Below are 22,586 nucleotides of genomic sequence, written 5' to 3' on the forward strand. Positions count from 1 at the left end.
CGTGGCCGAGACGTTTGAAACCCGGATCGATCGGTTGATCAGGGAGGCCCAGGAACGGGGCGAGTTCGACAATCTACGCGGAGCCGGGAAACCTCTCGATCTCAGTGACGCCGACGACCCCGAGTGGTGGGCCAAGCGCAAGATCAAAGAAGAGAACCTCGACGCGTCCGCCTTGCTGCCGCCGACGCTTCAATTGCGGCGAGAGGCCGCGAGTTATCCCGAGTCGTTGAGGGACCTGCGTGACGAGTCTGCCGTTCGTGCCGTTCTGGAGGACTTCAACCGTCGGGTCCGTCGCGATCGGCTGGCACCGAGTCTGGGGCCCGCATCGTATGTCATCGCCCGAACCGTGGACGTCGACGAGATGATCGAGCGCTGGCGCAGCTTTCGTCGCTGACGCGCAATCACCGCGCAGGCGACTCGAGGTCGGTCCAACGGATCTCGACGGCCGTCTGGGCGCTGGACTGGGCGCCGAGCAGGCGGGCGAGGCCGGCTCGCGCAGTATCGCGGACCCGATCTCCGAGCACCCCGAGGTCGTCGTCGTAGCGGCCGATCAGATCGATTCGGACACGTTCGACGGCCTTCCCGTCGGTGTCGATGTGCAGCGCGGCGATCTCTCGTTCACACACATCGTGGACGATGCGCGCGAGCGAGTACCGCAGCGCCCGCGTGTTGACCTCGATTCCGGTGCTGTCGGTGGCGACCGGGACGCCACGACGCACTGCGGCGCGCAATTTGGGCTGAAGCCTGTTGTAGACGTCGGTGTCGTCGGTGTGGTCGCCGAGTTCGGCAGCGGCGTCAGCAATCCACAAATCGTCGTCGTTTGCGGGCTGTGCCATCACAGATCATCCCTTCCGTCACTCGATCGATCCCTGCTTCGCTGCGTCTCGCTTCGATCGTGACTGTCCGGATTCCACGGCGCAAGTTGTTGCGCCAGATGCGCCCTGGCTCGCTGGAGATGCCCACGTACGGAACCGCGCGTGATTGCCAGGGCCGTCGCGATCTCATCATGGGACAAACCCTCGACCTCCCGTAGCCACCAGCAGGCTCTCGCGTGGTAACTCAGTCGCTCCAGCTCGACCTGTAACGCCTGGAGGAGGGTCTGGCCGACGTATTGGTCATACGGGTCGGAGTTCCGGCGGTCGGGGCCGTCGAGTCGGTCGTCCTCTGTCGGTATCGCCGAGCGGCGTCGACGCAGGTCGATCGCCTTGCGGGACGCGATCGTGAACAACCAGGTGCGGAACGAGGAGCGCTGCTCGTAGTCCGGGAGATTGCGCCACGCCGCAATGAAGGTCTCCTGTGTGACGTCCTCTGCTGTCGTCGGGTCCGACACCAGGCGGGTGGCGTAACTCAGCAGTGGTCGGAGGTGCCGCCGAACGAGTTCGTCGAAGGCAAGTCTGTCTCCGATGGCTGCGGCACGAATCAGCGAATCTTCGCCCTCTTCGTTCACTTGTTAAGCATGCCACAGGCGGTAGTGGTGGAGGTCACTTGTGGCGACGCGTGCACTTTGCATGCGGGCCATCGTCTAAGTAGGTGGATCGGAAAGTTCGGGTCCACCGAGATCGTGAACCATCTAACTCAAGGAGCCATTCATGACAACCGCAGCAACAAAGACTGTCGGCGCAACGGGTTCGGCGTCGGATCGAGACATCGTCGCATCGTCCATCGGTGGGGACGTGGTCGCGGGCGATCACGGCAAGACGTCGATCGCCGACGTGGTCATCGCCAAGATCGCCGGCATCGCGACGCGAGAGGTCGACGGTGTCTACGATCTCGGCGGCGGGGCCGCACGCGCAGTCGGAAAGCTCCGCGAGACGATCCCTGGCGCGTCAGCGAACGTCACTCAAGGCGTGTCGGTCGAGGTCGGTGAGCGGCAGGCCGCCGTCGACATCGGGTTGGTCGCCGACTACGGCGTCGCCATCCATCAACTCTCCCAGTCGGTACGGTCGAACGTGATCGATGCGATCGAGAAGATGACCGGTCTCGAAGTAGCCGAGGTCAACGTGACCGTGCACGACGTGCATCTGGACGGCGACGAGATCGGGTCCGAGGGTCAGTCCACCCCGCGAGTCCAGTGAGCGGTGCACCCGCAGGTGGTGTGACACCCGCCCAGCAGGTCGCGACCGCTGTGACGGACCTGGACGGCGTCGCGGAGCTCCACGGCGGCGTCCTCGGGGAGGTGGCGACCTACCTTCCCGGCGGTCGGGTCAGCGGTGTCCGGCTGGACAAATCCGGTGTCGAGGTCCACGTCGTCCTCTTCCTCGACGACGACATCAGGGCGGTGGCCGCGGAAGTCCAGCGGGTGGCGTCCGATGTTGTCGGGGTACCGGCAACCGTGGTGGTCGAGGATGTCGTCGCCAGGGTCTGACCCCGCCCGCTCGTCGGATCCGGATTACCGATTGCGGCGCAGACAGATCATCCGCGAGAACCATCCGGACCACGGCGGTCGGTCCGAGACCATGAATGCGGCGCTGGCCCGTCTCGACGCCGAATTCGGGACGGCCGCAAGGCGGGACCAGCCGACCGCGTTCGTGCGGACTCGGTCCAGGCGACGGCGCTGGCGCCGGTTCCTACCCCGGTGGGTTCCGGGAAGTGTTCGTTACATCGATATCTGAGTGAGTGATTCGAGAAATGAGTTTTCCATGAGCAATACCGTCTTAGGGCTGATCGTGGGCCTGATGTTGGCGCTGGCGGTCACCACCGGCGGGTTCTTCGGCCTGCTGATCGCGCTCGTCTTCGGCGCTGTCGGCCTCGCGGTCGGGGCGCACCGTGATGGCCGTATCGATCTCGGTGTGCTGCTGCGGAGCAAGGGCCGTGGCTGACACCGCGGTGGCCCAGAGGTCGGTACCGCACGACCTGGAGGTACGGCCCCCGGCGCCGCCTGCCGATAGGGGAGACCTTCACGTCGAGGCCCGGGTGTACTCCCAGATTGCACGTCAGGCCGCACTGGAGGTGCCGGGTGTCGTAGCCCATTCGGTGACCTTCGGATCGCTGACGGGCCGCAATCTGCCGAGGGCGCTGGCTGATTCCGATTCGCGACATCCCGCCATCGCGGTCGAGATCGCCATCGGCTGGCCCTCGTCGGCCGCCGAGGTGTCGGCCGGCGTGCAGCATCACGTCGCAGAGGTGTTGACGCGATTGACCGGTCGCCGTCCCTCGCGGGTCGATGTGGACGTCGCAGCAGTGAGTCAATCAGAGCTGTTGCTCACCGAAGAGGTGGCTGAGATCGCCACTGCGCAGCAGGATTCGCCTGACGCCGTACTGACTCAGCACGACCGGATTCCGCGCAGCTATCCGGCCGCAGGACTTCTTGCCGCTGTGATCGGCCTGCTCATGGTGCTCTCCGCAGTGGTCTCCGGCCGCGAATACGCGGTGGCGCAAGGTCATTACGATTCCGAGCCCTGGCTGGCAGACGCCGCAGGTTGGTTGTCGAGCACCGCATGGCAGACCTGGATGGTCGCCGCGGCAATCGGCGCCATGGTGGTGGGAGTGTGGCTGCTCTACAACGCCATCAGGCCTCGCGCGCGCACACATCGGGCCATCACGGCCGCACCCGGCGTGTGGACCCGCGACACCGACATCGCCCGGCGACTCAGTGCGATCGCGCTCGACGATGACACCACGGTCTCCGCGGGCACGACAGTTGTGCGAGGACGGGCGAAGGTGACTGTTCTGGGGCAACCCGGCTCTGACGGCGGAGCGCTACAGAAGCAGCTCGAGGACGCGGTGAGCTGGCTCGACTCGCCACCGAAGGTTGTGCTGGATCACAGTGCACCTCCGCTCTCACCCGGCATCGAGGAAGGACCTTCCACATGAGGCGCGCCGTACACACGATTGATCGACTGGTGGTCGCTGTGACCGCGCTGGCGCTGATCGCCGGCGGGGTGGTGGCATTGCTGTGGTGGCAGGGTGTCGCGGTGGTCGTGGACGCGTTCGCTCGGGTGGACAACACCAAGATCGACACGGCTGCAGACCAGACGTGGTGGCCGTGGGCTCTGCTCGCCGCGACCGTCATCCTTGCGCTGCTGGGTGTGTGGTTGCTGGTCGGCAACCTTCGCCCGAACCGCGTACGCACGGCGTCGGTCGGAGCTGGTTCCGACGTTGTCGGTGGAACCTGCGCGGTCTCGGTCACTGATGTGGGTAAGGCGGCGGCGAAATCGCTGGAGCGACATCGCCGGATCCAGTCGACACGAACCCGCAGCTACGTCGAGGGCACCACACCGATTCTCGAACTCACGGTCACCGCCGATCCGACCGCCGACGGCCGCGACCTCATCGAAGTGCTCCGGGCAGTCCGGCATCAACTACAGCTGTCGTTCGCAGGCTCGGACGTCGAGGTCCAGATGTTGCTCCATCGCGGCGCCAACAACTGACCGTCACCCGATCGTCGAGCGTGTCGCCGACCGGATTATGTTGCCGGCCAGCTTCGTATCCGCATGCAGGGCGGTCCCGGCCATGGCGCAGAGAGTTCCACCTATCCGATCGCGGCCGCTGAGGTAAGCGCGTCGGTGACGTGCCGGTGCAGCGAAGAACGCCTCGAAGAATCCCACGAGGTCTTCCTGGGGCAGATTGAGCAGAGCCGTCAGTCCGCGGACACGCAGGCGATACACCGCCCGCGCCTGCCAGGGCCACAACGCGCGGACCGGATCGTCGCCGGTCGCCACGGCGGCGATCAGGTCATCGGCTGCGCTCAGCGATTCGGCGACGCTGTAACCCGTTGCCGGGTGCAACATCCCACCCCCGGCGCCGAACCTCAGTGGCCTGCCGGGTTCCCAGGGATGGCGCGCGGTGTCCAGGAGCGCGAAGTGCACCTTCTCCGTGCCCAGGACGTCGAGGTCGTTGACATCTAGTCCGAGGTGTCCGAGTCGCGCGGTGAGACGTCCGCGCAGTTCTCCGATGGACATCGGCGGCGCGGCCGCGAGGCAGGTTTCCTCCAGCAGCACGCGCTGCTCGTCCAGCGGGATCACGTACAGGAACGTCGGAGTCGAATCATTGCGCGTGCCACGCCAATCCATGAGTATGGCCGCGGCGCCGTCGAGTATCGGCTCGGCGACCGAGCGCTGCACGACGATCCCGTACGCGGTCTGTGCGGGCGCGCCGCGATCGCGTAGTCCGCGTGCGTCGACCACGTTTCGCGCCCGCACCACGGTGCCGTCGTCGAGCTGCACCGATCTCTCTCCGAGGACGGCCGCGCGATGTGGGTGAACGGTGACGCCGTCGAGCCCCAGCGATTGCTGCAGTTCCGCCGTTCCCAGGGTGACGTATGCCCGGTCGAGCACCGTGCGCGCCGGTGTGTAGACCGCGATCTGCTGACTCCTGGCGACGATCGCCGATGGGTCCAGCCAGTCCGGGAGGTCGTCGGCCCACGCCGCGTAGGTGGGCTTCCACCGGGCGTCCACGTCGGGGTCGATCAGTGCGATCTGCAGTCCCACGCCCGCGCCGCGGTGGGCGAGTGCGCGGCCTGCGGGCCCGGCTCCGACCACCGCGAGGTCGACGAGATGGTTCGTCATACGGGAACCGTATCGTTTTGGCGTACACTGGCGCGTCGTGATTACGGCAACTGACCTCGAAGTACGCGCAGGCGTACGCACCCTGCTGAGCGCCCCTGGTCCGGCGCTACGGGTGCAGCCCGGCGATCGCATCGGGTTGGTCGGCCGCAATGGTGCCGGCAAGACCACCACGATGCGCATTCTGGCCGGTGAAGGCGAACCTTACGCCGGGTTGATCACCAACAGTGGTGAGATCGGCTATTTGCCCCAGGATCCGCGTGAGGGCGATCTGGAGGTCCTTGCGAAGGACCGGGTGCTCTCGGCCCGGGGCCTTGACACCCTCTTGCGCGATCTGGAGAAGCAACAGGCGTTGATGGCCGAGGTGGTCGACGAGAAAGCCCGCGACAAGGCTGTCGACCGCTACGGAGTACTCGAGGACCGGTTCTCGTCACTCGGTGGGTACGTCGCCGAATCCGAGGCCGCTCGGATCTGCAACAGTCTCGGTCTGCCCGACCGAGTGCTCGCGCAGCCGCTGCGGACACTCTCGGGCGGACAGCGCCGACGCATCGAACTCGCCCGGATCCTGTTCGCGGCCTCGGACGGCAGCGGCGGTAAGTCGGGTACCACCTTGTTGCTCGATGAGCCCACCAACCACCTCGACGCCGACTCGATCACGTGGCTGCGATCATTCCTGCTCAACCACGACGGCGGCTTGGTGGTCATCAGTCACGACGTCGAGTTGCTCGGCGACGTGGTCAACCGCGTGTGGTTCCTCGACGCCGTCCGCGGCGAGGCCGACATCTACAACATGAGCTGGCAGAAGTACCTGGACGCGCGCGCGACCGACGAGCAGCGGCGTAAACGTGAACGCGCCAACGCCGAGAAGAAGGCGGGCGCGCTCCGCGTGCAGGCGGCCAAGATGGGGGCGAAGGCCACCAAAGCCGTTGCTGCTCAGAACATGCTGAAACGTGCCGAGCGGATGATCGAGAACCTCGACGACGAGCGGGTGGCCGATCGGACGGCCAAGATCAGGTTCCCGGATCCGGCGTCATGCGGCAAGACCCCGCTGATGGCGTCGGGGCTGACGAAGATGTACGGATCGCTCGAGATCTTCGCCGGCGTCGACCTCGCCATCGACCGGGGGAGCCGCGTCGTCGTCCTCGGTCTCAACGGCGCGGGTAAGACCACGCTGTTGCGGCTGCTGGCAGGCGTCGAGACCGCGGAGCGCGGCACGCTGGAACCCGGATACGGTTTGAAGATCGGCTATTTCGCGCAGGAGCACGAAACGCTCGACGATCAGGCCAGCGTCTGGGACAACATCCGCCACGCCGCGCCCGACGCTGGTGAGCAAGACCTGCGAGGGCTTCTCGGGGCGTTCATGTTCACCGGCCCGCAGCTCGATCAGCCCGCAGGAACGCTGTCGGGCGGTGAGAAGACCCGTCTGGCGCTGGCGGGGTTGGTCTCGTCGGCGGCCAATGTGTTGTTGCTCGACGAGCCCACGAACAACCTGGATCCGATCTCCCGTGAGCAGGTCCTCGACGCACTCCGCAGTTACAAGGGTGCCGTGGTCCTCGTGACCCACGATCCGGGTGCGGCGGCGGCGCTCGATCCGCAACGGGTGATCCTGCTACCCGACGGCACCGAGGATCACTGGTCCGCGGACTACCAGGAGATCATCGAACTGGCCTAGCCCGATCTTGGTGGGTCCTGGTGAGCGCGACCTGCGGAAACGCTCACCAGAACCCACCAAAACCGGAGTTCGGGTCAGACGTATCGCGCCTGGAGTTCTCGTTTGACCAGTTTGCCGGTGGGCGTGCGGGGCAGCGAGTCGACGAAGTCGATGCTCTTCGGGACCTTGTAATGCGCCAGACGTGACCGCGCGAGATCGATCAGTTCTGTCGCCAACTCATCGGATCCCACGATCCCCGGCTCGAGCTGCACGCACGCTTTGGCGACCTCCCCGAGATCGGGGTCGGGCACTCCGATGATGCCGATGTCGAATACGGCAGGGTGACCGATCAGGATGTTCTCGGCCTCTTGAGGGTAGATGTTGACGCCGCCGGAGATGATCATGAACGACTTGCGATCGGTCAGATAGAGGAAACCCTCCGCGTCCACGTACCCGACGTCCCCGCTCGTGGTCCAGGCTGGATGAGCGGGATGTTGTGCTTCTCTTGTCTTCTGGGGGTCGTTGTAATACTCGAACGGCAATTCATCACGTTCGAAGTAGACCGTGCCGATCTCGCCGGCGGGCAATTCGGTCCCGTCATCGGCGCAGATGCGGATCACCCCCAGCAGCGGCTGACCCACCGAGCCGGGGTGTGCGAGAGCCTGTTCGCTGTTGATGAAGGTGGCTCCGGAACCCTCCGTCGATGCGTAGTACTCGTGAATGACCGGGCCCCACCAGGCGATCATCGCCTGCTTCACCTCGGGCGGGCACGGAGCGGCTGCGTGGATGGCGATCTTGAGGCTGCTCACGTCGTACTTGGTACGAACCTCTTCCGGGAGCTTGAGCATCCGGATGAACATCGTCGGCACCCACTGGCTGTGCGTCACCTTGTATTCGTCGATCAACTGCAGCGCCGACTCGGCGTCGAAGCGGTCCATCATGACAACGGTGCCGCCGACGGAATTGACCATGCCGCAATAGCGCAGCGGCGCAGCGTGATACAGCGGAGCCGGGCACAGGTAGACGCACTCCTGGTCGAAGCCGTAGATGAGGGAGAAGACTGCGGTGTACGGATCGGAGATCTCGTTCACCTGGCCGTCCTGCAGCGGCACCTTGATGCCCTTGGGGCGTCCCGTCGTCCCGGATGAATACAGCATGTCCTGACCGCGCGGCTGATCTTCGAGCGGGGCATCCGACGCGGCGGCGAGGATGTCGTCGTACGAGGAGAAACCCGCGAGCTCGCCGGCCCAGGAGATGCGGTGCTCGACCGTCGGGACCTGGTCGACAGCGGAGACCGCATCGGCGACCTCGGCCGAGGCGAAGAGGGCTACGGCACCGCAGTCGCCGAGGATGTAGTTGGTCTCATCCGCAGTCAGATGATTGTTGATGGCAGTCACGTACATGCCTGAACGCACTGCAGCCCAATAGATGACGAGCATCCGGATGTCGTTGGTGGACACCATTGCAACACTGTCGCCACGGCCGAGCCCGAGATCGCGAAGGTAATGGGCCACCTTGGTCGAATCGCGATCGAGTTCTGCATACGTGATCGACTCACCTGTCGCAGGTCGCACGACTGCGACCTTGTCAGGTGTGGTTGCGACGAAATTGCCCGGGAACATTCATGACCTCCGGCTCTGGGAAGCGCGATCAACCTGACCGCATATGTTAACCAGAACTATCACATGGCCAGGTTCCCGCGAGGGCTTATCGAGGTCGGCGTACCGACGCTTCGACGAGGTCCAGTACCGCGTGCAGATCATCTGTCGCCGCGCCCGTGGCCAAACGAGTGGTCAGGCCGTCGAGGATCAGATCCAGATAGGCGACCAACACGGTCGTGGGGATGTCGTCGCGCAATCGACCCGCCGTGCGCTGGCGTTCCAGTCGCGCCAGCGTCGCCGACTCGAGCTCTGCCGACCGAGCCTTCCACTCAGTGCGAAAACCAGGGTCCGTCCGCAACTTTCGGGCAATCTCCAGCCGAGTACCCAACCAGTCGAAGTCTTCCGGCCGATTGAGCATGTCGCGCATGACCTGTACGAGACCTTGGTTGGCCGCGACATCGGCCATCCGCTCGGCATCCTCATGCGCCAGCGCGAGGAACAACGCCTCCTTGTCCCGGAAGTGATGGAATATCGCACCCCGGGACAGGGCGGTTGCCTCCTCGAGCCGGCGCACGGTGGCGCCGTCGTAGCCGAACTCGGCAAAACAACGGCGCGCACCGTCGAGGATCTGATGACGCCGGGCTTCCAGGTGGTCTTGACTTACCTTGGGCAATGCCCCTGGTCCTCGGTCAGCTCTTGAGCATGTTGCGCAGGACGTACTGCAGGATGCCGCCGTTGCGGTAGTACTCGGCCTCACCGGGGGTATCGATGCGGACCACGGCGTCGAACTCGATCTTCTCGCCGCTGTCCTTGGTCGCGGTGACCTTGACCGTCCTCGGGGTCGTGCCCTCGTTGAGTTCGGTGATACCCGCGATGTCGAACACCTCGGTGCCGTCGATGCCCAGCGACTTGTAGCTCTCGCCTTCGGGGAACTGCAGGGGCACCACGCCCATGCCGATCAGGTTGGACCGGTGGATGCGCTCGAAGGATTCGACGATGACCGCCCGCACGCCGAGGAGCATCGTTCCCTTGGCAGCCCAGTCACGTGAGGACCCGGAGCCGTACTCCTTGCCGCCGATGACGACGAGTGGGGTGCCCGCTTCCTGGTAGTTCCGTGACGCGTCGAAGATGAACGACTGCGGTCCACCCTCTTGCGTGAAGTCGCGGGTGTATCCGCCACTGACGTCGTCGAGCAGCTGATTCTTCAGACGGATGTTCGCGAAGGTTCCGCGGATCATCACCTCGTGGTTACCACGCCGCGACCCCAACGAGTTGTAGTCCTTGCGCTCGACACCGTGCTCGTCGAGATACTGGGCTGCGGGGGTGCCGGGCTTGATGGCGCCGGCGGGGGAGATGTGGTCGGTGGTGACCGAATCGCCCAGCGCGGCGAGCACACGAGCGCCGGTGATGTCGGTGACCGGCTCGGGATCCTTCGACATACCGTCGAAGTACGGCGCCTTGCGGACGTAGGTGGAGTTCTCGTCCCACTCGAAGATGTCACCCTCGGGTGTGGGCAGATTGCGCCAGCGCTCGTCACCCTTGAAGACGTCGGCGTAGGACTTGGTGAACATCTCCTGGCTGATCGCCTGGGCGATGGTGTCCTCGATCTCCTTGGTGGAGGGCCAGATGTCCTTGAGGAAGACGTCCTTGCCATCGGTGCTCGTGCCGAGGGAATCGTTCTCGAAGTCGAAGTCCATCGTGCCGGCGATGCCGTACGCGATCACCAGCGGCGGCGATGCGAGGTAGTTCATCTTCACGTCGGGGGAGATACGTCCCTCGAAGTTGCGGTTGCCCGACAGCACCGCGGTGGCGGTGAGGTCGTTGTCGTTGATCGCCTTGGACACCTCTTCCGGCAGCGGGCCGGTGTTGCCGATGCAGGTGGTGCAGCCGTAGCCGCCGAGGTAGTAACCGAGCTTCTCGAGATACGGCCACAGACCGGCCTTCTCGTAGTAGTCGGTGACGACCTGCGAACCCGGCGCCATGTTGGTCTTCACCCACGGCTTGGTGGTCAAGCCCAGGTCGACGGCCTTCTTGGCCAGCAGCGCAGCGCCGATCATGACGGTCGGGTTCGACGTATTCGTGCACGAGGTGATGCCTGCGACGACGACCGCGCCGTGATCGAGGACGAACTCGCCACGCTCGTCGGAGACACACTTGACGGGCTTGCTCGGACGACCCTCGGCTCCGTTGGCTGCCGACTGCACGTTGACCGCGCCGTCATCGGCGAACGAGAGTGTCGCCGGATCGCTGGCCGGGAACGACTCCTCGATGGCCTCGTCGAGCTGGGTGTGGTCGGTCGGGTGGTTCTCACCGACGTACTGGTGGATGTCCTTGCGGAAGGCGGTCTTCGCCTCCGACAGCAGGATTCGGTCCTGCGGGCGCTTGGGACCTGCGATGGACGGGACGACGGTGCCCAGGTCGAGTTCGAGGTACTCGGAGAACACCGGCTCCTTGGACGGGTCGTGCCACATGCCCTGCTCCTTGGCGTAGGCCTCGACGAGAGCGAGCTGCTCCTCGTTCCGACCCGTCAGGCGCAGGTAGTCGACGGTGACCTCGTCGATGGGGAACATCGCCGCGGTGGAGCCGAACTCGGGGCTCATGTTTCCGAGGGTCGCTCGGTTGGCGAGTGGGACCTCGGCGACACCGTCGCCGTAGAACTCCACGAATTTTCCGACCACTCCGTGATTACGCAGCATCTCGGTGACCGTCAGCACAACGTCGGTCGCTGTGACGCCCGGCTTGATCGCTCCGGAGAGCTTGAACCCGACGACGCGGGGGATCAGCATCGAGATCGGCTGTCCGAGCATGGCGGCCTCGGCCTCGATACCACCGACGCCCCAACCCAGAACGCCCAATCCGTTTTCCATGGTGGTGTGCGAGTCGGTGCCGACGCAGGTGTCCGGGTAGGCCTGACCATTACGCACCATGATCGACCGGGCGAGGTGCTCGATGTTGACCTGGTGGACGATGCCGGTGCCCGGGGGAACGACCTTGAAGTCGTCGAACGCGCCTTGGCCCCAGCGCAGGAACTGGTAACGCTCACCGTTGCGCTGGTATTCGAGGTCGACGTTGCGCTCGAAGGCGTCGGCGCGACCGAAGACGTCGATGATCACCGAGTGGTCGATCACCATCTCTGCGGGGGCCAGCGGGTTGACCTTGGTGGGATCTCCGCCCAGCGCTGTGACCGCCTCGCGCATGGTCGACAGGTCGACGATGCAGGGCACACCGGTGAAGTCCTGCATGAGGACGCGGGCGGGGGTGAACTGGATCTCGATGCTCGGATCTGCAGAGGGGTCCCACTGCGCGATCGCCTTGATGTGATCCTCGGTGATGTTCGCGCCGTCTTCGGTGCGCAGCAGGTTCTCTGCCAGCACCTTCAGGGAATAGGGGAGTTTTTCTGTTCCCTCGACCGCGTTGAGTCGGAAGATCTCATATGAGTTGTCTCCAACGGTCAACGTGCCGCGGGCGCCAAAAGAATCGATACTCATCGCTTGCGTCAGCTCCACTCTTCGTGTTGTCGGCCGGCGGGGCTGCGCCGGTCTGTGTTTGTCGGCGTTGTCATCGGTTGTGTCGCCGATGTCATCGCCTTGTCGCATCGACGGGCTGCCTCGATGCGTACTGCTCTCGATTCTAGCAGTACAAGCGTACTGGTAGAAACTCAGGCGTCCCCGGCATGTCCCGGTTGGGTGGACAGGCGAGGCGGTACGTCGAGCCATCTCGATTCTGTCGTATTGTGCTGCCATAGGTTGGCTACGCGATCAAAAAGTTCGAACGGAGATCTGACGGACCCATGGCACCGACGCCTCTCATGACGATCATTCCGCCGGACGTCAACATCGCCGACCTACAGGCCGGCCTCGCGGACGACGGCGTGGTGGCACCGCCGGAGATGACGCCGCAAATTCTGCAGGTCGTTGCCGAGGGTCGCGACAAAGGCTATGACCTGCACTTCGTGGTGACCGACAAGGTTTATCCGCGCATCACGTACTACCGGGATATCGCCACAGAGCTGCAGCAGGAAACGGGCGGCACCGTCATTGTCCTGGGTGGCAATTACATCGGGTCTGCGAGCGACGAGTTCAGTCGTGTCCAATTGGAACAGACGACCGACAACCTGGCCATCTCCAATCCGCCTCTGGCGGCGCACCAGATGCTCGACCGGATGACGGAGCAGACCCAGGTCCCGTGGACCGTGGTGACCCTCGTTCTCATCCTCGTGGTTGCAGTGGGAGCGGCCATCGCTCGCAAGCTGCAGCTGCGCAAGGGAACTGCCGCACGCCGAGCAGGTTCACCCGCTGCCGGCACTGCCGCGGAGGCCGCCGTACCGGAGCGCACAGAAGTCGATTCCTCGCAGGGCGACAATCGCGGTTGAATTACAAATGTGTAGTTCTTCTATAACCAATTTGTGACCTTCGCCATTTGTCGAGTTCACAGCGTTTCCGCAGGTAATGACCTCAATGTAATTTGTGACTCATGTTTCTTTCGGGGTTGCAGTGACGTACGGTTCGTATGTCATCGATGGTGCCAATGGGGAAGTTGATCACTGTCGTGGCGATGGCCGTAGGAGCGACCGGAAGGTTACCGTCGGCGCAATGCCAGATCTGCGAGGGAGTCATTTGTGAGTCGAGGAATGGCATTCATGCCGCGTCGACGTGGCGTTCGGTTGTCCTCCGCTGTTGCTCTGCTCGCCGCCCTTGCGGTGGCCGGCGCGCAACTCTCGGCGGGTATGGCAGTCGCCGAACCTCCGAGCAGTGCTGACAAGATCGCCACACTGATCAATCAGATCGCCGATACCAACCAGAACATGGCCAATCTCGACGGCGACGTGGCCGTGAAGCGCGAGGCCGTCAACCGCGCCCTCGTCGATCTCCAGAACGCCAGGGAATCGGAGCGGCTCGCCGCTGTCGCCGTCCGGGGCGCTCAGGAGTCGCTCAAGCTGGCGACCGGCGCGATTGCGCTTGCCGAGAAAGATTTCGACGCGTTCATCCGCAGTCTGTACACGCAGGGCAACAGCCAGGACTCGATGGGAAGCTATCTCTCGGGTGAGCCCGGGGCGGTACTGGACCGGGCTTCGGTCATCGATCAGCTCAGCAAAGATCAGCAGGCGACCATCACCCGTCTGCAGCAGGCCCGCAATGAGGAGGCCAACCGCGCCTCGACCACGCAGGCCACACAGCAGCAGGCCGCCTTCGCAACCGCGACCGCGGAAACGCGGCAGGCCGACGCGCAGACGGCCATAGCCGAGGCGACAGCGGCAGTCAAAGCGGAGCAGTCCCGCCGGGCGATGCTCGAAAAGGACCGCGCCGCCGCGCAAGAGGAGCTGAACAAGCTGCGTGGCCAGCCGGCCCCCGCGCCAGCCCCCGAAGCGGGTGGTCAGGTACCGATACTGCCGGAACAACAAGCTGCCATCGAACAGCAGGCGCACGAAGACGCGCTGCGCGCCGCCGGTGACGCGGCCGGAAAGCTCGCACTGAACACCGCGCAGCAGACTCTCGCAGCCATCGTCGGTTCACTGACTGCGCCGCATACCGACATCGACGGCAACACACCTCCGCCGACCACGACACCGACCGATCCGGCCACGCCGTCCGGCCCGACCGTTCCCGCCGAGCCGTTCGACCCCACCCTGCCCACCGAGCCCACCACGCCGGCGCCGGGGACCGTCGATCCAGGGCTCTCCGGGTCGGCTGCGGTGGAGGTCGTGGTCAATCGCGCACTCTCTCAACTCGGGGTCACCTATTCGTGGGGCGGTGGCGACGCCAACGGCCCGACGCTGGGTATCAGGGACGGCGGCGTCGCGGACTCGTACGGTGACTACAACAAGGTCGGTTTCGACTGCTCCGGCCTGATGATCTACGCCTTCGCCGGTATCGGTGTCTCGCTGCCGCACTACACCGGATATCAGTACACGTCCGGACCGCAGGTTCCGCTGTCCCAGATGCAGCGCGGCGACATGATCTTCTACGGCCCGAACGCCAGCGAGCACGTTGCGCTGTACCTCGGTGACAACACGATGGTGGAGGCACCGCAGTCCGGCGACGTCGTCAAGATCTCCCCGTTGCGTACCAGCGGTGCGATGCCGTACGTGGTTCGACTGACCTGACGTCGGGCCGGTACGACGCCGCGGAGATGTCGATCGATCGGCGGTTCACCGACGCGGCCGTCGCCGTCTCCCTCCAGGGGCCAGTACCCTCGGTGCAGTCAGTACAACGATCGAACAGACCCCGGAGGGTATCGGTGACCTCAGCGACCGACGACAGCAAGGCCTCAGCAGAGGAATTCAAGCTCACCCAGGCCGATGTCGCCTTGCTCGAGAAGGCAATGTTCGAGGTCAAGCGAGTGATCGTCGGACAGGATCGGCTCGTAGAGCGGATCCTGGTCGGCCTCCTCGCCCGGGGACACATACTCCTGGAGGGCGTGCCCGGTGTTGCGAAGACCCTCGCGGTGGAGACCTACGCGACCGTGATCGGCGGTAGCTTCTCGCGCGTCCAGTTCACACCGGACCTCGTGCCGACAGATCTCATCGGCACCCGGATCTACCGTCAGGGCCAAGAGGCATTCGACACCGAGCTCGGTCCTGTGGTCGCCAACTTCCTGCTCGCGGACGAGATCAACCGTGCGCCCGCGAAGGTGCAGTCGGCGCTGCTGGAGGTGATGGCCGAGCGGCAGGTGTCGATCGGCGGTACCACGTATCCGATGCCGGATCCGTTTCTGGTCATGGCCACGCAGAACCCCATCGAGAACGAGGGCGTCTATCCGCTGCCGGAAGCGCAGCGCGACCGCTTCCTGTTCAAGGTCCTCGTCGACTACCCCGCGGTCGAAGAGGAGCGGGAGATCGTTTACCGCATGGGCAACAAGCCGCCCAAGGCGTCGCCGATCCTCGACCCGGTGACGATGGTCCGTCTGCAGAACACCGCCGCGAACGTCTTCGTACATCACGCACTCGTCGACTACGTCGTCCGCGTGATCAACGCGACACGTCGTCCCGCCGAACTCGGTATGCACGACGTCGCGGGCTGGCTGTCCTACGGTGCATCGCCGCGTGCGACCCTCGGCATCATCGCGGCCTCGCGCGCGCTCGCCCTGGTCCGCGGCCGTGATTACGTGATCCCGCAGGACGTGGTGGAGATCATCCCCGACGTCCTGCGCCATCGTCTGGTCCTGAGTTATGACGCGTTGGCAGACGAGGTCGACGCCGACGCCGTCATCACCCGGGTCCTGCAGACGGTCGGACTGCCGCAGGTCAGCGCACAGCCGTTGCCGACCCCTCCTGCTCCGCAGTCGCAGGGCGGATATCCGCAGCAGCCGAACGGTTTGACCAAACCTCCTGCGCCGCAGCAGAACCCGGCTCAGCCGCAGGGGTATCAGGCTGCTTCGCAGGCCAATCCGGCGCAGGGCAACCAGTCGCACTATGGCGGATAACGGCGCACTGCCGTCGTTCGGCGCGGGCACCCTGGAAGACCCCAAGCTGACCGCGGCCCTCAAGACGCTCGAGATCGTGGTGCGGCGCAAGCTCGACGGTGTCCTGCAGGGTGATCACCTCGGTCTGATCCCCGGCCCCGGCAGCGAACCGGGGGAGGCCCGCGAGTATCAGCCGGGCGACGATGTACGGCGGATGGACTGGTCGGTGACCGCGCGGACCACGCATCCCCACGTGCGCCAGATGGTCGCCGATCGCGAACTGGAGACCTGGCTGGTCGTCGACATGTCCGCGAGTCTGGATTTCGGCACGGTCAACACGACCAAACGCGATCTCGCGGTCGCCGCCTGTGCCGCCATCGCGCATCTGACGCTCGGTGGCGGCAACCGGATGGGCGCCGTGGTCTGTACGGGAGATCAGGTGGTCCGCATACCCGCCCGCAGCGGGCGTGCGCATGCACTCAACACGCTGAAGACGATCGCCACCACCACCCGCGCCACCGACGGTGTCCGCGGCGATCTCTTCGCAGGGATCGACGCATTGCGCAGGCCGGAGCGTCGCCGCGGTCTTGCGGTCGTGGTCAGCGATTTCCTGGGTCCGATCGATTGGGACCGACCCTTGCGTGCGGTCGGGGGTCATCACGATGTGCTCGGTGTCGAGGTGCTCGACCCCCGCGACATGGAGTTGCCCGATGTCGGCGAGGTCATGCTGCGGGATGCGGAATCGGGCCAGGTTCGGGAGCTGACCATCACCGACAAGGTCCGGGCCGACTTCGCGCGCGCCGCGGAGGCTCACCGGATGGAGGTGCAGCGGACCCTGCGTAAGTGCGGCGCTCCGACCCTTGCATTGCGCACGGATCGAGACTGGATTGCCGACGTGGTCCGGTTCATCGCCCAGCGCCGTCGCGGCATGAATGCGGGGGCCACTCGATGAGCTTCTTCGACCTGGCCTCCCCGTGGTGGCTGCTGGTGCTGCTCGGCGTCGCCGGGCTGGTCGGCGGCTACATATACATGCAGCGTCGGCGCAAGGAGCGGGCGCTCAAGTTCGCCAATCTCGATCTGCTCAACACTGTCGCGCCCCAGACCCGGAATCGCAGCCAGCACGTTCCGATCGCGCTGATGATCATCGCGTTGATCGTGTTGACGGTGGCGATGGCGGGACCGCAGGCCGATCGCAAGGTGCCGCGCAACAAGGCAACGGTGATGCTGGTGATCGATGTGTCCCGATCGATGGATGCCACCGATGTGGCGCCCTCGCGCCTCAAAGCCGCGCAGGAAGCCGGCAAGAAGTTCGCCGATGAGTTGACCGAGGGAATCAACCTCGGGCTGATCTCGTACGCGGGCACCGCGACGACACTGGTCTCGCCCACCCCCGACCGGGCGGCCACCAAGGCGGCGATCGACAAACTCCAACTCGACGACAAGACCGCCACCGGCGAGGGGATCCTGGCGGCGGTGTCGCAGATCAAGACGCTCAATGCCGTGCTGGGTGGGGATGCCGGTGCCCCGCCCGCACAGGTAGTACTGCTCTCGGACGGCAAGGAAACGGTTCCCGACGACCCGGACGATCCACGTGGTGCGTTCACGTCCGCCCGTAAGGCGAAGGAAGAGCAGATCCCGGTCAACACGATCTCTTTCGGAACCCGCGGCGGCACCGTGGACCTGGAGGGCGATCGCATCCCGGTCCCGGTCGATGACGACTCCTTGCGCCGGATCGCGCAGTTGTCCGGGGGTAAGTTCTTCACGGCGTCGAGTCTGGACGAACTCAACCAGGTCTACGAGAACCTGCAGAATCAGATCGGCTACGAGACCAGGCGGGGGGACGCGTCTCGGCCCTGGTTGATCGCCGGAACCCTGCTGGTGCTGCTCGCCGTCGTCAGTGCCGTGGCCATCAACAGGCGCCTGCCCTGATGGGACCGGGTACACGTCCGCCGACCGGAAAGCGATAGGTTGTCCGTCATGGCTGACAGCATCCCTAAGGCATCTCGCTCGGTCCTGGTCACCGGTGGCAACCGCGGAATCGGGCTCGCAATCGCGCAGCGACTCGCCGCCGACGGACACAAGGTGGCCGTCACACACCGTGGGTCGGGAGTTCCTGAGGGGCTGTTCGGCGTCGTGTGCGACGTGACGGACAACGACTCGATCGTCCGGGCTTTCAAGGAGATCGAAGAGCACCAGGGTCCGGTCGAGGTGTTGGTCTCCAACGCGGGTATCACCGACGACACGCTGCTCATGCGGATGACCGAGGAGCAGTTCGAAAAGGTCATCGACGCCAACCTCACGGGGTCGTTCCGGGTGGCGAAAGCAGCGTGCCGGTCGATGCTGCGGAAGCGATTCGGGCGTTTCATCTTCCTGGGCTCGGCGGTGGCGATGATGGGCACCCCGGGCCAGATCAACTATGCGTCGTCGAAGGCCGGCGTGATCGGCATGGCCCGGTCGCTCACCCGCGAACTCGGTTCGCGCTCGATCACCGCGAACGTGGTCGCGCCCGGTCTCATCGAGACCGACATGACCGCCGAATTGCCCGAAGAGTACCGAGACCAAGCTGTCAAACTGATCCCCGCAGCCCGGGTCGGCAGGCCCGATGAGGTTGCCGCTGTGGTCAGTTGGCTTGCCTCTGACGATTCGTCCTACGTCTCGGGGGCCGTGATCCCCGTCGACGGCGGGCTCGGAATGGGGCACTGACATCGGCGTTCTCGCCGGCAATGCACGCACAACGATTCGATCGACTGCTAGGAGCAGACATTGAGCGGGATTCTCGACGGTAAGACGGTTCTGGTCACCGGGATCATCACCGATTCGTCCATCGCTTTCCACGCCGCCGCCATGGCGCAGGAGCAGGGCGCCCGGGTGATCATCACCGGCTTCGATCGGTTGCGGCTGATCGACCGGATCGCCCAGCGGCTGCCCAAGGAGGTGCCACCCGCGCTGGAACTCGACATCACCAACGAGGACCACCTGGGCACTCTCGCCGACCGCCTCAAAGAGGTTGCGCCCGAAGGCATCGACGGCGTCCTTCATTCCATCGCCTTCGCGCCCCGCACCCTGATGGGCCCCGACGCCAAGCCGTTCCTGGAAGGCCCGGGTCCGGATGCGGCGCAGTCGTTCCAGGTGTCGGCGTGGAGCTACGCCGCGCTCGCGCGCGCAGTGCTCCCCGCGATGAACGAGGGCGGATCGATAGTCGGTATGGACTTCGATCCCCGTACCTCCATGCCGTTCTACAACTGGATGGGTGTGGCAAAGGCCGCACTCGAATCCGTCAACCGTTACGTGGCCCGTGAGGTCGGCGCGGCGAAGGGTATTCGGTCGAACCTCGTTGCGGCAGGGCCGATCAAGACGCTGGCGGCCAAAGCGATCGCGGGGACCGCAACCGGTGACGCGCACAAGCTGAATCAGCTCAACGAATACTGGGATGGTGCCTCGCCGATCGGCTGGAACGTCGACGATCCCACCGTGGTCGCCAAGTCGATCTGCGCGTTGCTCTCAGACTGGCTGCCGGGCACCACGGGTTCGATCGTCTACGTCGACGGCGGCGCGAGCCACAACACCTGGTTCCCGGAAGAGTTCTGACCGCCGTGACGCCGGTGGTAGGCGGATTCGATGCCGTCATGGTGTTGTCCTTCGGAGGGCCGGACAAGCCCGCTGACGTCCGTCCATTCCTGGAAAACGTGACGCGTGGGCGCGGGGTGCCGGCCGAGCGTCTGGACGAGGTGGCCGAGCATTATCACCACTTCGGCGGAGTATCGCCCATCAATGCGCTCAACAAGCAGATGATCGCTTCCGTCGAGGCGGAGCTCGAACGGACCGGAATCGACTTGCCGGTCTACTTCGGCAACCGGAACTGGCACCCGATGATCGAGGAGACGTTGGAGCAGATCCACGCCGACGGTCACAGGCGAGTTCTGGTGTTCCCGACCTCGGCGTGGGGTGGTTACTCGGGGTGCAGACAGTACGACGAAGACATCCGCCGTGGGCTGCAAGCCATCGGCGACAAGGCTGATTCGATGGTGCTGCGCAAACTGCCCCAGTACTGGGAGCATCCGGCGATGACCGCGTCGTGGGCGGATTCGATCAAGGTGGCGCGGGCGGAACTTCCGCCGCAGCTACGCGACGATGCCCGACTGATCTTCACGGCACACTCGATCCCGGATTCTGCCGACAGGGCCGCCGGACCGCCGGACGAGGGTGGACGGCTCTACAGCCGTCAGGTGGCGGAAGCGTCCCGTCTGGCCGCGGAGGCGGCCGGCTTCTCGTCCTTCGATCAGGTGTGGCAGTCCCGCTCGGGGCCCGCCCGCATCCCCTGGCTCGACCCCGACATCTGCGATCACCTCGATGCGGTTGCAGCACAAGGTGTTCGGGCGGTGATCGTGTGCCCGATCGGGTTCGTCTCCGACCATCTCGAGGTGGTCTGGGATCTCGACAACGAAGGTCTGGAGAAGGCTCAGGAGCTGGGGCTGGGTTACGCACGGGCCAAGACCGTGGGGACCGACCCGCGGTTCATCGAGATGATCCGGGAGTTGATCGCCGAGCAGCTCGAGGGAGGCGTCCCGTTCCGGCAGGGCATGACCGACAACGGCGCACCCTGCGCGCTCGGATGCTGCGAACCGGTGCGCAGACCGGCCTGAGGGTTCACCGGCGGCCGTGTTCAGACCTTGTTGCCGTGCAACAGTTCTGAGATCACCGCGTTCGTTGCACTCATCCGCGCCACCCGCACGGTTCTGCCGAGTTCGCGTAACGCCCCGTCGCCGGTGTGTTGTCCGGCCGCGTTGATCCCGAAGTCCGGTGCGGCGGCGGCCGCAACCGCAAGGATGGCCGCGACGTGGGCCGCCTGTTCGAGGATGCGTTCGGCACGTGTGTTGACATTCGGGGGCAATTGCGTGGCGGCCAGGCCGGTGAGTTCGGCAACTTTCGCCCGGGGGTCAGGAAGAGGCGTCGACCGCGGCAGTCGGAGATCGGCGAGAATCTCTGCTGCCGAGCGAATACTTTCGCGCAGTTCGTATTCGACCTCCCCGAGGGGCAGTGTGATGGGGGCTGTGGGCGCTTCCATGGTGTGGGCACTCCACCCCACCGTGTACCGATCCAGTCGGCGGGGGACCAGTGCGTGATGGCCCGGTACGACGAGGAGCTCGCCGGCATCGAGCGCTGCGGTGGTCACGGGACTTCGCGGTGGGAGACCGAGCATGTCGCCCGGAGCCACGAGCAGGGTCGCCAGGCCACGAGGTGATCCCTCACGGATCAGCCGCAGCAGTGCGTCGCTCTCTTCGCCGTTCGCCTCGAGCGAGAGCTCCTGTGCAGCAGCTCTGTCCGCAGGAATCACGCGGTGCCTCGGACTCCACCGACTCAGTACGTCGAGGACGTCGTCCGGTGAGCAACGGCCCGACTGCCAGGCGGCACCCCACGCACCCAGGGCGCCACTGAGGCCCTGGGCGTCGCTCGGATACTCGAAGTCCGTGTCAGTCATCCGTTCCCTTTGTTCCGTTTCTCGGGCCACTCTAGCGCCGAAAACCGATCCACGGCGTGGCAAGTACCGGGCCGGGCGGCAGAGCCCTACCGTGGTTGCGGTGAACAGCAATGGCTCCGATCGCTATGGCCGAGACGTGCTTTCCGGTCCTCGTCGCAGCACCCGACCGGCGACGCCCGAGGTCGTCGCCGAACGAGACCTGGTCGTCGAGGACGCAGCCTCAGGTTTCTGCGGCGCGGTGGTCGGCTTCGAGCGCAGCTACGACGGTGAGTTCGTCCGTCTGGAAGACCGCCGCGGTCTGACCAGGATCTTCGCGCTACGCCCCGCGGCGTTCCTGATCGACGGTGCGCCGGTGACCCTGACCAAGCCGGTCTCGAGGCCCCCTGCAGCGCCCGCCCGAACCGCATCCGGATCGCGGGCCGTGGCAGGACAGCGCGCCCGCGTCGCGCGGGCCAGTCGGCTCTTCGTGGAGGGCGTGCACGACGCCTCGCTCATGGAGCGGATCTGGGGCGACGACCTTCGGGTCGAGGGCGTGGTGGTCGCCAGTCTCGACGGACTCGACAATCTCGATGAGGCCCTCGCCGAGTTCGAGCCGGGCCCCACCCGTCGCGCCGGGGTTCTGGTCGATCACCTGGTTGCCGGATCCAAGGAGTCCCGGCTCACCGAACGGGTCGGGGAGCACGTGCTCGTCTGCGGGCATCCGTACATCGATGTCTGGGAAGCGGTGAAGCCTGCCGCGGTGGGGATCAAGGCCTGGCCGAAGATCCCTCGTGGCACCGACTGGAAGACGGGCGTGTGTGCGGAGTTGGGCTGGGGGACACCGCGGGAGGGTTGGCGCAGGGTCAACAATTCGGTCTCCAGCTTCCGCGACATCGAGGTCCCACTGATCAGGGCAGTGGAAGAGCTCATCGACTTCGTCGCAGCTGTCGATTGAGCAGACGTGGCAGACT

The 22,586-nt window shown here is 65.2% G+C and carries 23 protein-coding genes; 16 read left to right on the top strand and 7 right to left on the bottom strand.

The window, feature by feature from the left end:
* The first annotated feature begins 1 nt into the window (after position 1).
* Complete coding sequence (locus BH683_RS14035; protein WP_084836878.1) at positions 2-394, top strand: DUF1992 domain-containing protein; 393 nt, start codon at positions 2-4, stop codon at positions 392-394.
* Positions 395-401: 7 nt separating this feature from the next.
* Here BH683_RS14035 and BH683_RS14040 read toward each other — a convergent pair whose 3' ends face one another.
* Positions 402-836 carry a hypothetical protein gene (locus tag BH683_RS14040; protein ID WP_084836879.1) on the bottom strand — a complete coding sequence of 145 codons (435 nt, stop codon included), beginning with the start codon at positions 834-836 and terminating at the stop codon, positions 402-404.
* Complete coding sequence (locus BH683_RS14045) at positions 836-1,447, bottom strand: RNA polymerase sigma factor (RefSeq protein WP_084836880.1); 612 nt, start codon at positions 1,445-1,447, stop codon at positions 836-838. The genes BH683_RS14040 and BH683_RS14045 overlap by 1 nt, the downstream gene beginning before the upstream one ends.
* Positions 1,448-1,589: 142 nt before the next feature.
* On the opposite strand from BH683_RS14045, the gene BH683_RS14050 reads away from it, so the two are divergent.
* The 5 genes from BH683_RS14050 to BH683_RS14075 all read left to right on the top strand — a co-directional run bounded on the left by BH683_RS14050 (position 1,590) and on the right by BH683_RS14075 (position 4,370).
* Positions 1,590-2,075 carry an Asp23/Gls24 family envelope stress response protein gene (locus BH683_RS14050; protein ID WP_084836881.1) on the top strand — a complete coding sequence of 162 codons (486 nt, stop codon included), beginning with the start codon at positions 1,590-1,592 and terminating at the stop codon, positions 2,073-2,075.
* 20 nt (positions 2,076-2,095) lie between these two features.
* Positions 2,096-2,365 (top strand): hypothetical protein, encoded by a 270-nt coding sequence (locus tag BH683_RS14055; RefSeq protein WP_168187048.1) that lies wholly within the window; start codon positions 2,096-2,098, stop codon positions 2,363-2,365.
* Between the two features lie 274 nt (positions 2,366-2,639).
* Complete coding sequence (locus BH683_RS14065) at positions 2,640-2,819, top strand: DUF2273 domain-containing protein (RefSeq protein WP_084836884.1); 180 nt, start codon at positions 2,640-2,642, stop codon at positions 2,817-2,819.
* Entirely contained in the window at positions 2,812-3,813 is a 1,002-nt protein-coding gene (locus BH683_RS14070; RefSeq protein ID WP_084836885.1) for an Asp23/Gls24 family envelope stress response protein, read from the top strand. Before BH683_RS14065 ends, BH683_RS14070 begins: the two co-directional genes overlap by 8 nt.
* A complete protein-coding gene (locus tag BH683_RS14075) occupies positions 3,810-4,370 on the top strand; it encodes a hypothetical protein (protein WP_084836886.1) in 561 nt (186 codons plus the stop codon). Before BH683_RS14070 ends, BH683_RS14075 begins: the two co-directional genes overlap by 4 nt.
* 3 nt (positions 4,371-4,373) lie before the next feature.
* Here the strand turns inward: BH683_RS14075 and BH683_RS14080 are convergent, their stop codons facing one another.
* Positions 4,374-5,507, bottom strand: coding sequence for a lycopene cyclase family protein (locus tag BH683_RS14080; RefSeq protein WP_168187049.1), 1,134 nt, complete (start codon positions 5,505-5,507; stop codon positions 4,374-4,376).
* Between the two features lie 37 nt (positions 5,508-5,544).
* Between BH683_RS14080 and BH683_RS14085 the strand changes: the two genes are divergently transcribed.
* Entirely contained in the window at positions 5,545-7,176 is a 1,632-nt protein-coding gene (locus BH683_RS14085) for an ABC-F family ATP-binding cassette domain-containing protein (RefSeq protein ID WP_084836887.1), read from the top strand.
* 74 nt (positions 7,177-7,250) lie between these two features.
* On the opposite strand, the gene BH683_RS14090 is transcribed toward BH683_RS14085, so the two are convergent.
* The 3 genes from BH683_RS14090 to acnA all read right to left on the bottom strand — a co-directional run bounded on the left by BH683_RS14090 (position 7,251) and on the right by acnA (position 12,244).
* Complete coding sequence (locus BH683_RS14090; protein WP_084836888.1) at positions 7,251-8,777, bottom strand: AMP-binding protein; 1,527 nt, start codon at positions 8,775-8,777, stop codon at positions 7,251-7,253.
* Positions 8,778-8,862: 85 nt separating this feature from the next.
* Positions 8,863-9,429: a TetR/AcrR family transcriptional regulator gene (locus tag BH683_RS14095; protein ID WP_084836889.1), complete on the bottom strand. Its 567-nt coding sequence runs from the start codon at positions 9,427-9,429 to the stop codon at positions 8,863-8,865.
* A 16-nt stretch (positions 9,430-9,445) separates the two neighbouring features.
* The gene (acnA, locus tag BH683_RS14100) at positions 9,446-12,244 is read right to left on the bottom strand and encodes an aconitate hydratase AcnA (protein ID WP_084836954.1); all 2,799 of its coding nucleotides are present in this window, start codon (positions 12,242-12,244) and stop codon (positions 9,446-9,448) included.
* A gap of 302 nt (positions 12,245-12,546) precedes the next feature.
* Here acnA and BH683_RS14105 point away from each other — a divergent pair, with 302 nt between their 5' ends.
* From BH683_RS14105 to BH683_RS14140, 8 genes are all read left to right on the top strand, one after another.
* Positions 12,547-13,128: a DUF6676 family protein gene (locus BH683_RS14105; protein ID WP_084836890.1), complete on the top strand. Its 582-nt coding sequence runs from the start codon at positions 12,547-12,549 to the stop codon at positions 13,126-13,128.
* 246 nt (positions 13,129-13,374) lie between these two features.
* Complete coding sequence (locus tag BH683_RS14110; protein WP_246833373.1) at positions 13,375-14,859, top strand: NlpC/P60 family protein; 1,485 nt, start codon at positions 13,375-13,377, stop codon at positions 14,857-14,859.
* A gap of 134 nt (positions 14,860-14,993) precedes the next feature.
* Positions 14,994-16,178: a MoxR family ATPase gene (locus BH683_RS14115; RefSeq protein WP_084836956.1), complete on the top strand. Its 1,185-nt coding sequence runs from the start codon at positions 14,994-14,996 to the stop codon at positions 16,176-16,178.
* Positions 16,168-17,109 carry a DUF58 domain-containing protein gene (locus tag BH683_RS14120; protein WP_084836891.1) on the top strand — a complete coding sequence of 314 codons (942 nt, stop codon included), beginning with the start codon at positions 16,168-16,170 and terminating at the stop codon, positions 17,107-17,109. Before BH683_RS14115 ends, BH683_RS14120 begins: the two co-directional genes overlap by 11 nt.
* Positions 17,106-18,086 (top strand): VWA domain-containing protein, encoded by a 981-nt coding sequence (locus BH683_RS14125; protein ID WP_084836892.1) that lies wholly within the window; start codon positions 17,106-17,108, stop codon positions 18,084-18,086. The genes BH683_RS14120 and BH683_RS14125 overlap by 4 nt, the downstream gene beginning before the upstream one ends.
* Positions 18,087-18,134: 48 nt before the next feature.
* Positions 18,135-18,860, top strand: coding sequence for a 3-oxoacyl-ACP reductase FabG1 (fabG1, locus tag BH683_RS14130; protein WP_084836893.1), 726 nt, complete (start codon positions 18,135-18,137; stop codon positions 18,858-18,860).
* Positions 18,861-18,920: 60 nt separating this feature from the next.
* Entirely contained in the window at positions 18,921-19,745 is an 825-nt protein-coding gene (gene inhA, locus BH683_RS14135) for an NADH-dependent enoyl-ACP reductase InhA (protein ID WP_084836894.1), read from the top strand.
* A gap of 38 nt (positions 19,746-19,783) precedes the next feature.
* Positions 19,784-20,800 (top strand): ferrochelatase, encoded by a 1,017-nt coding sequence (locus BH683_RS14140; protein ID WP_084836957.1) that lies wholly within the window; start codon positions 19,784-19,786, stop codon positions 20,798-20,800.
* Between the two features lie 20 nt (positions 20,801-20,820).
* Here BH683_RS14140 and BH683_RS14145 read toward each other — a convergent pair whose 3' ends face one another.
* Positions 20,821-21,636, bottom strand: coding sequence for a hypothetical protein (locus BH683_RS14145; RefSeq protein ID WP_084836895.1), 816 nt, complete (start codon positions 21,634-21,636; stop codon positions 20,821-20,823).
* A 100-nt stretch (positions 21,637-21,736) separates the two neighbouring features.
* Here BH683_RS14145 and BH683_RS14150 point away from each other — a divergent pair, with 100 nt between their 5' ends.
* Positions 21,737-22,570, top strand: a complete 834-nt coding sequence (locus tag BH683_RS14150) for a DUF3097 domain-containing protein (RefSeq protein ID WP_084836958.1) — start codon at positions 21,737-21,739, stop codon at positions 22,568-22,570.
* The last annotated feature ends 16 nt before the right edge of the window (positions 22,571-22,586 follow it).

Source organism: Williamsia sp. 1138, from assembly GCF_002095435.2.
Classification (GTDB): domain Bacteria; phylum Actinomycetota; class Actinomycetes; order Mycobacteriales; family Mycobacteriaceae; genus Williamsia.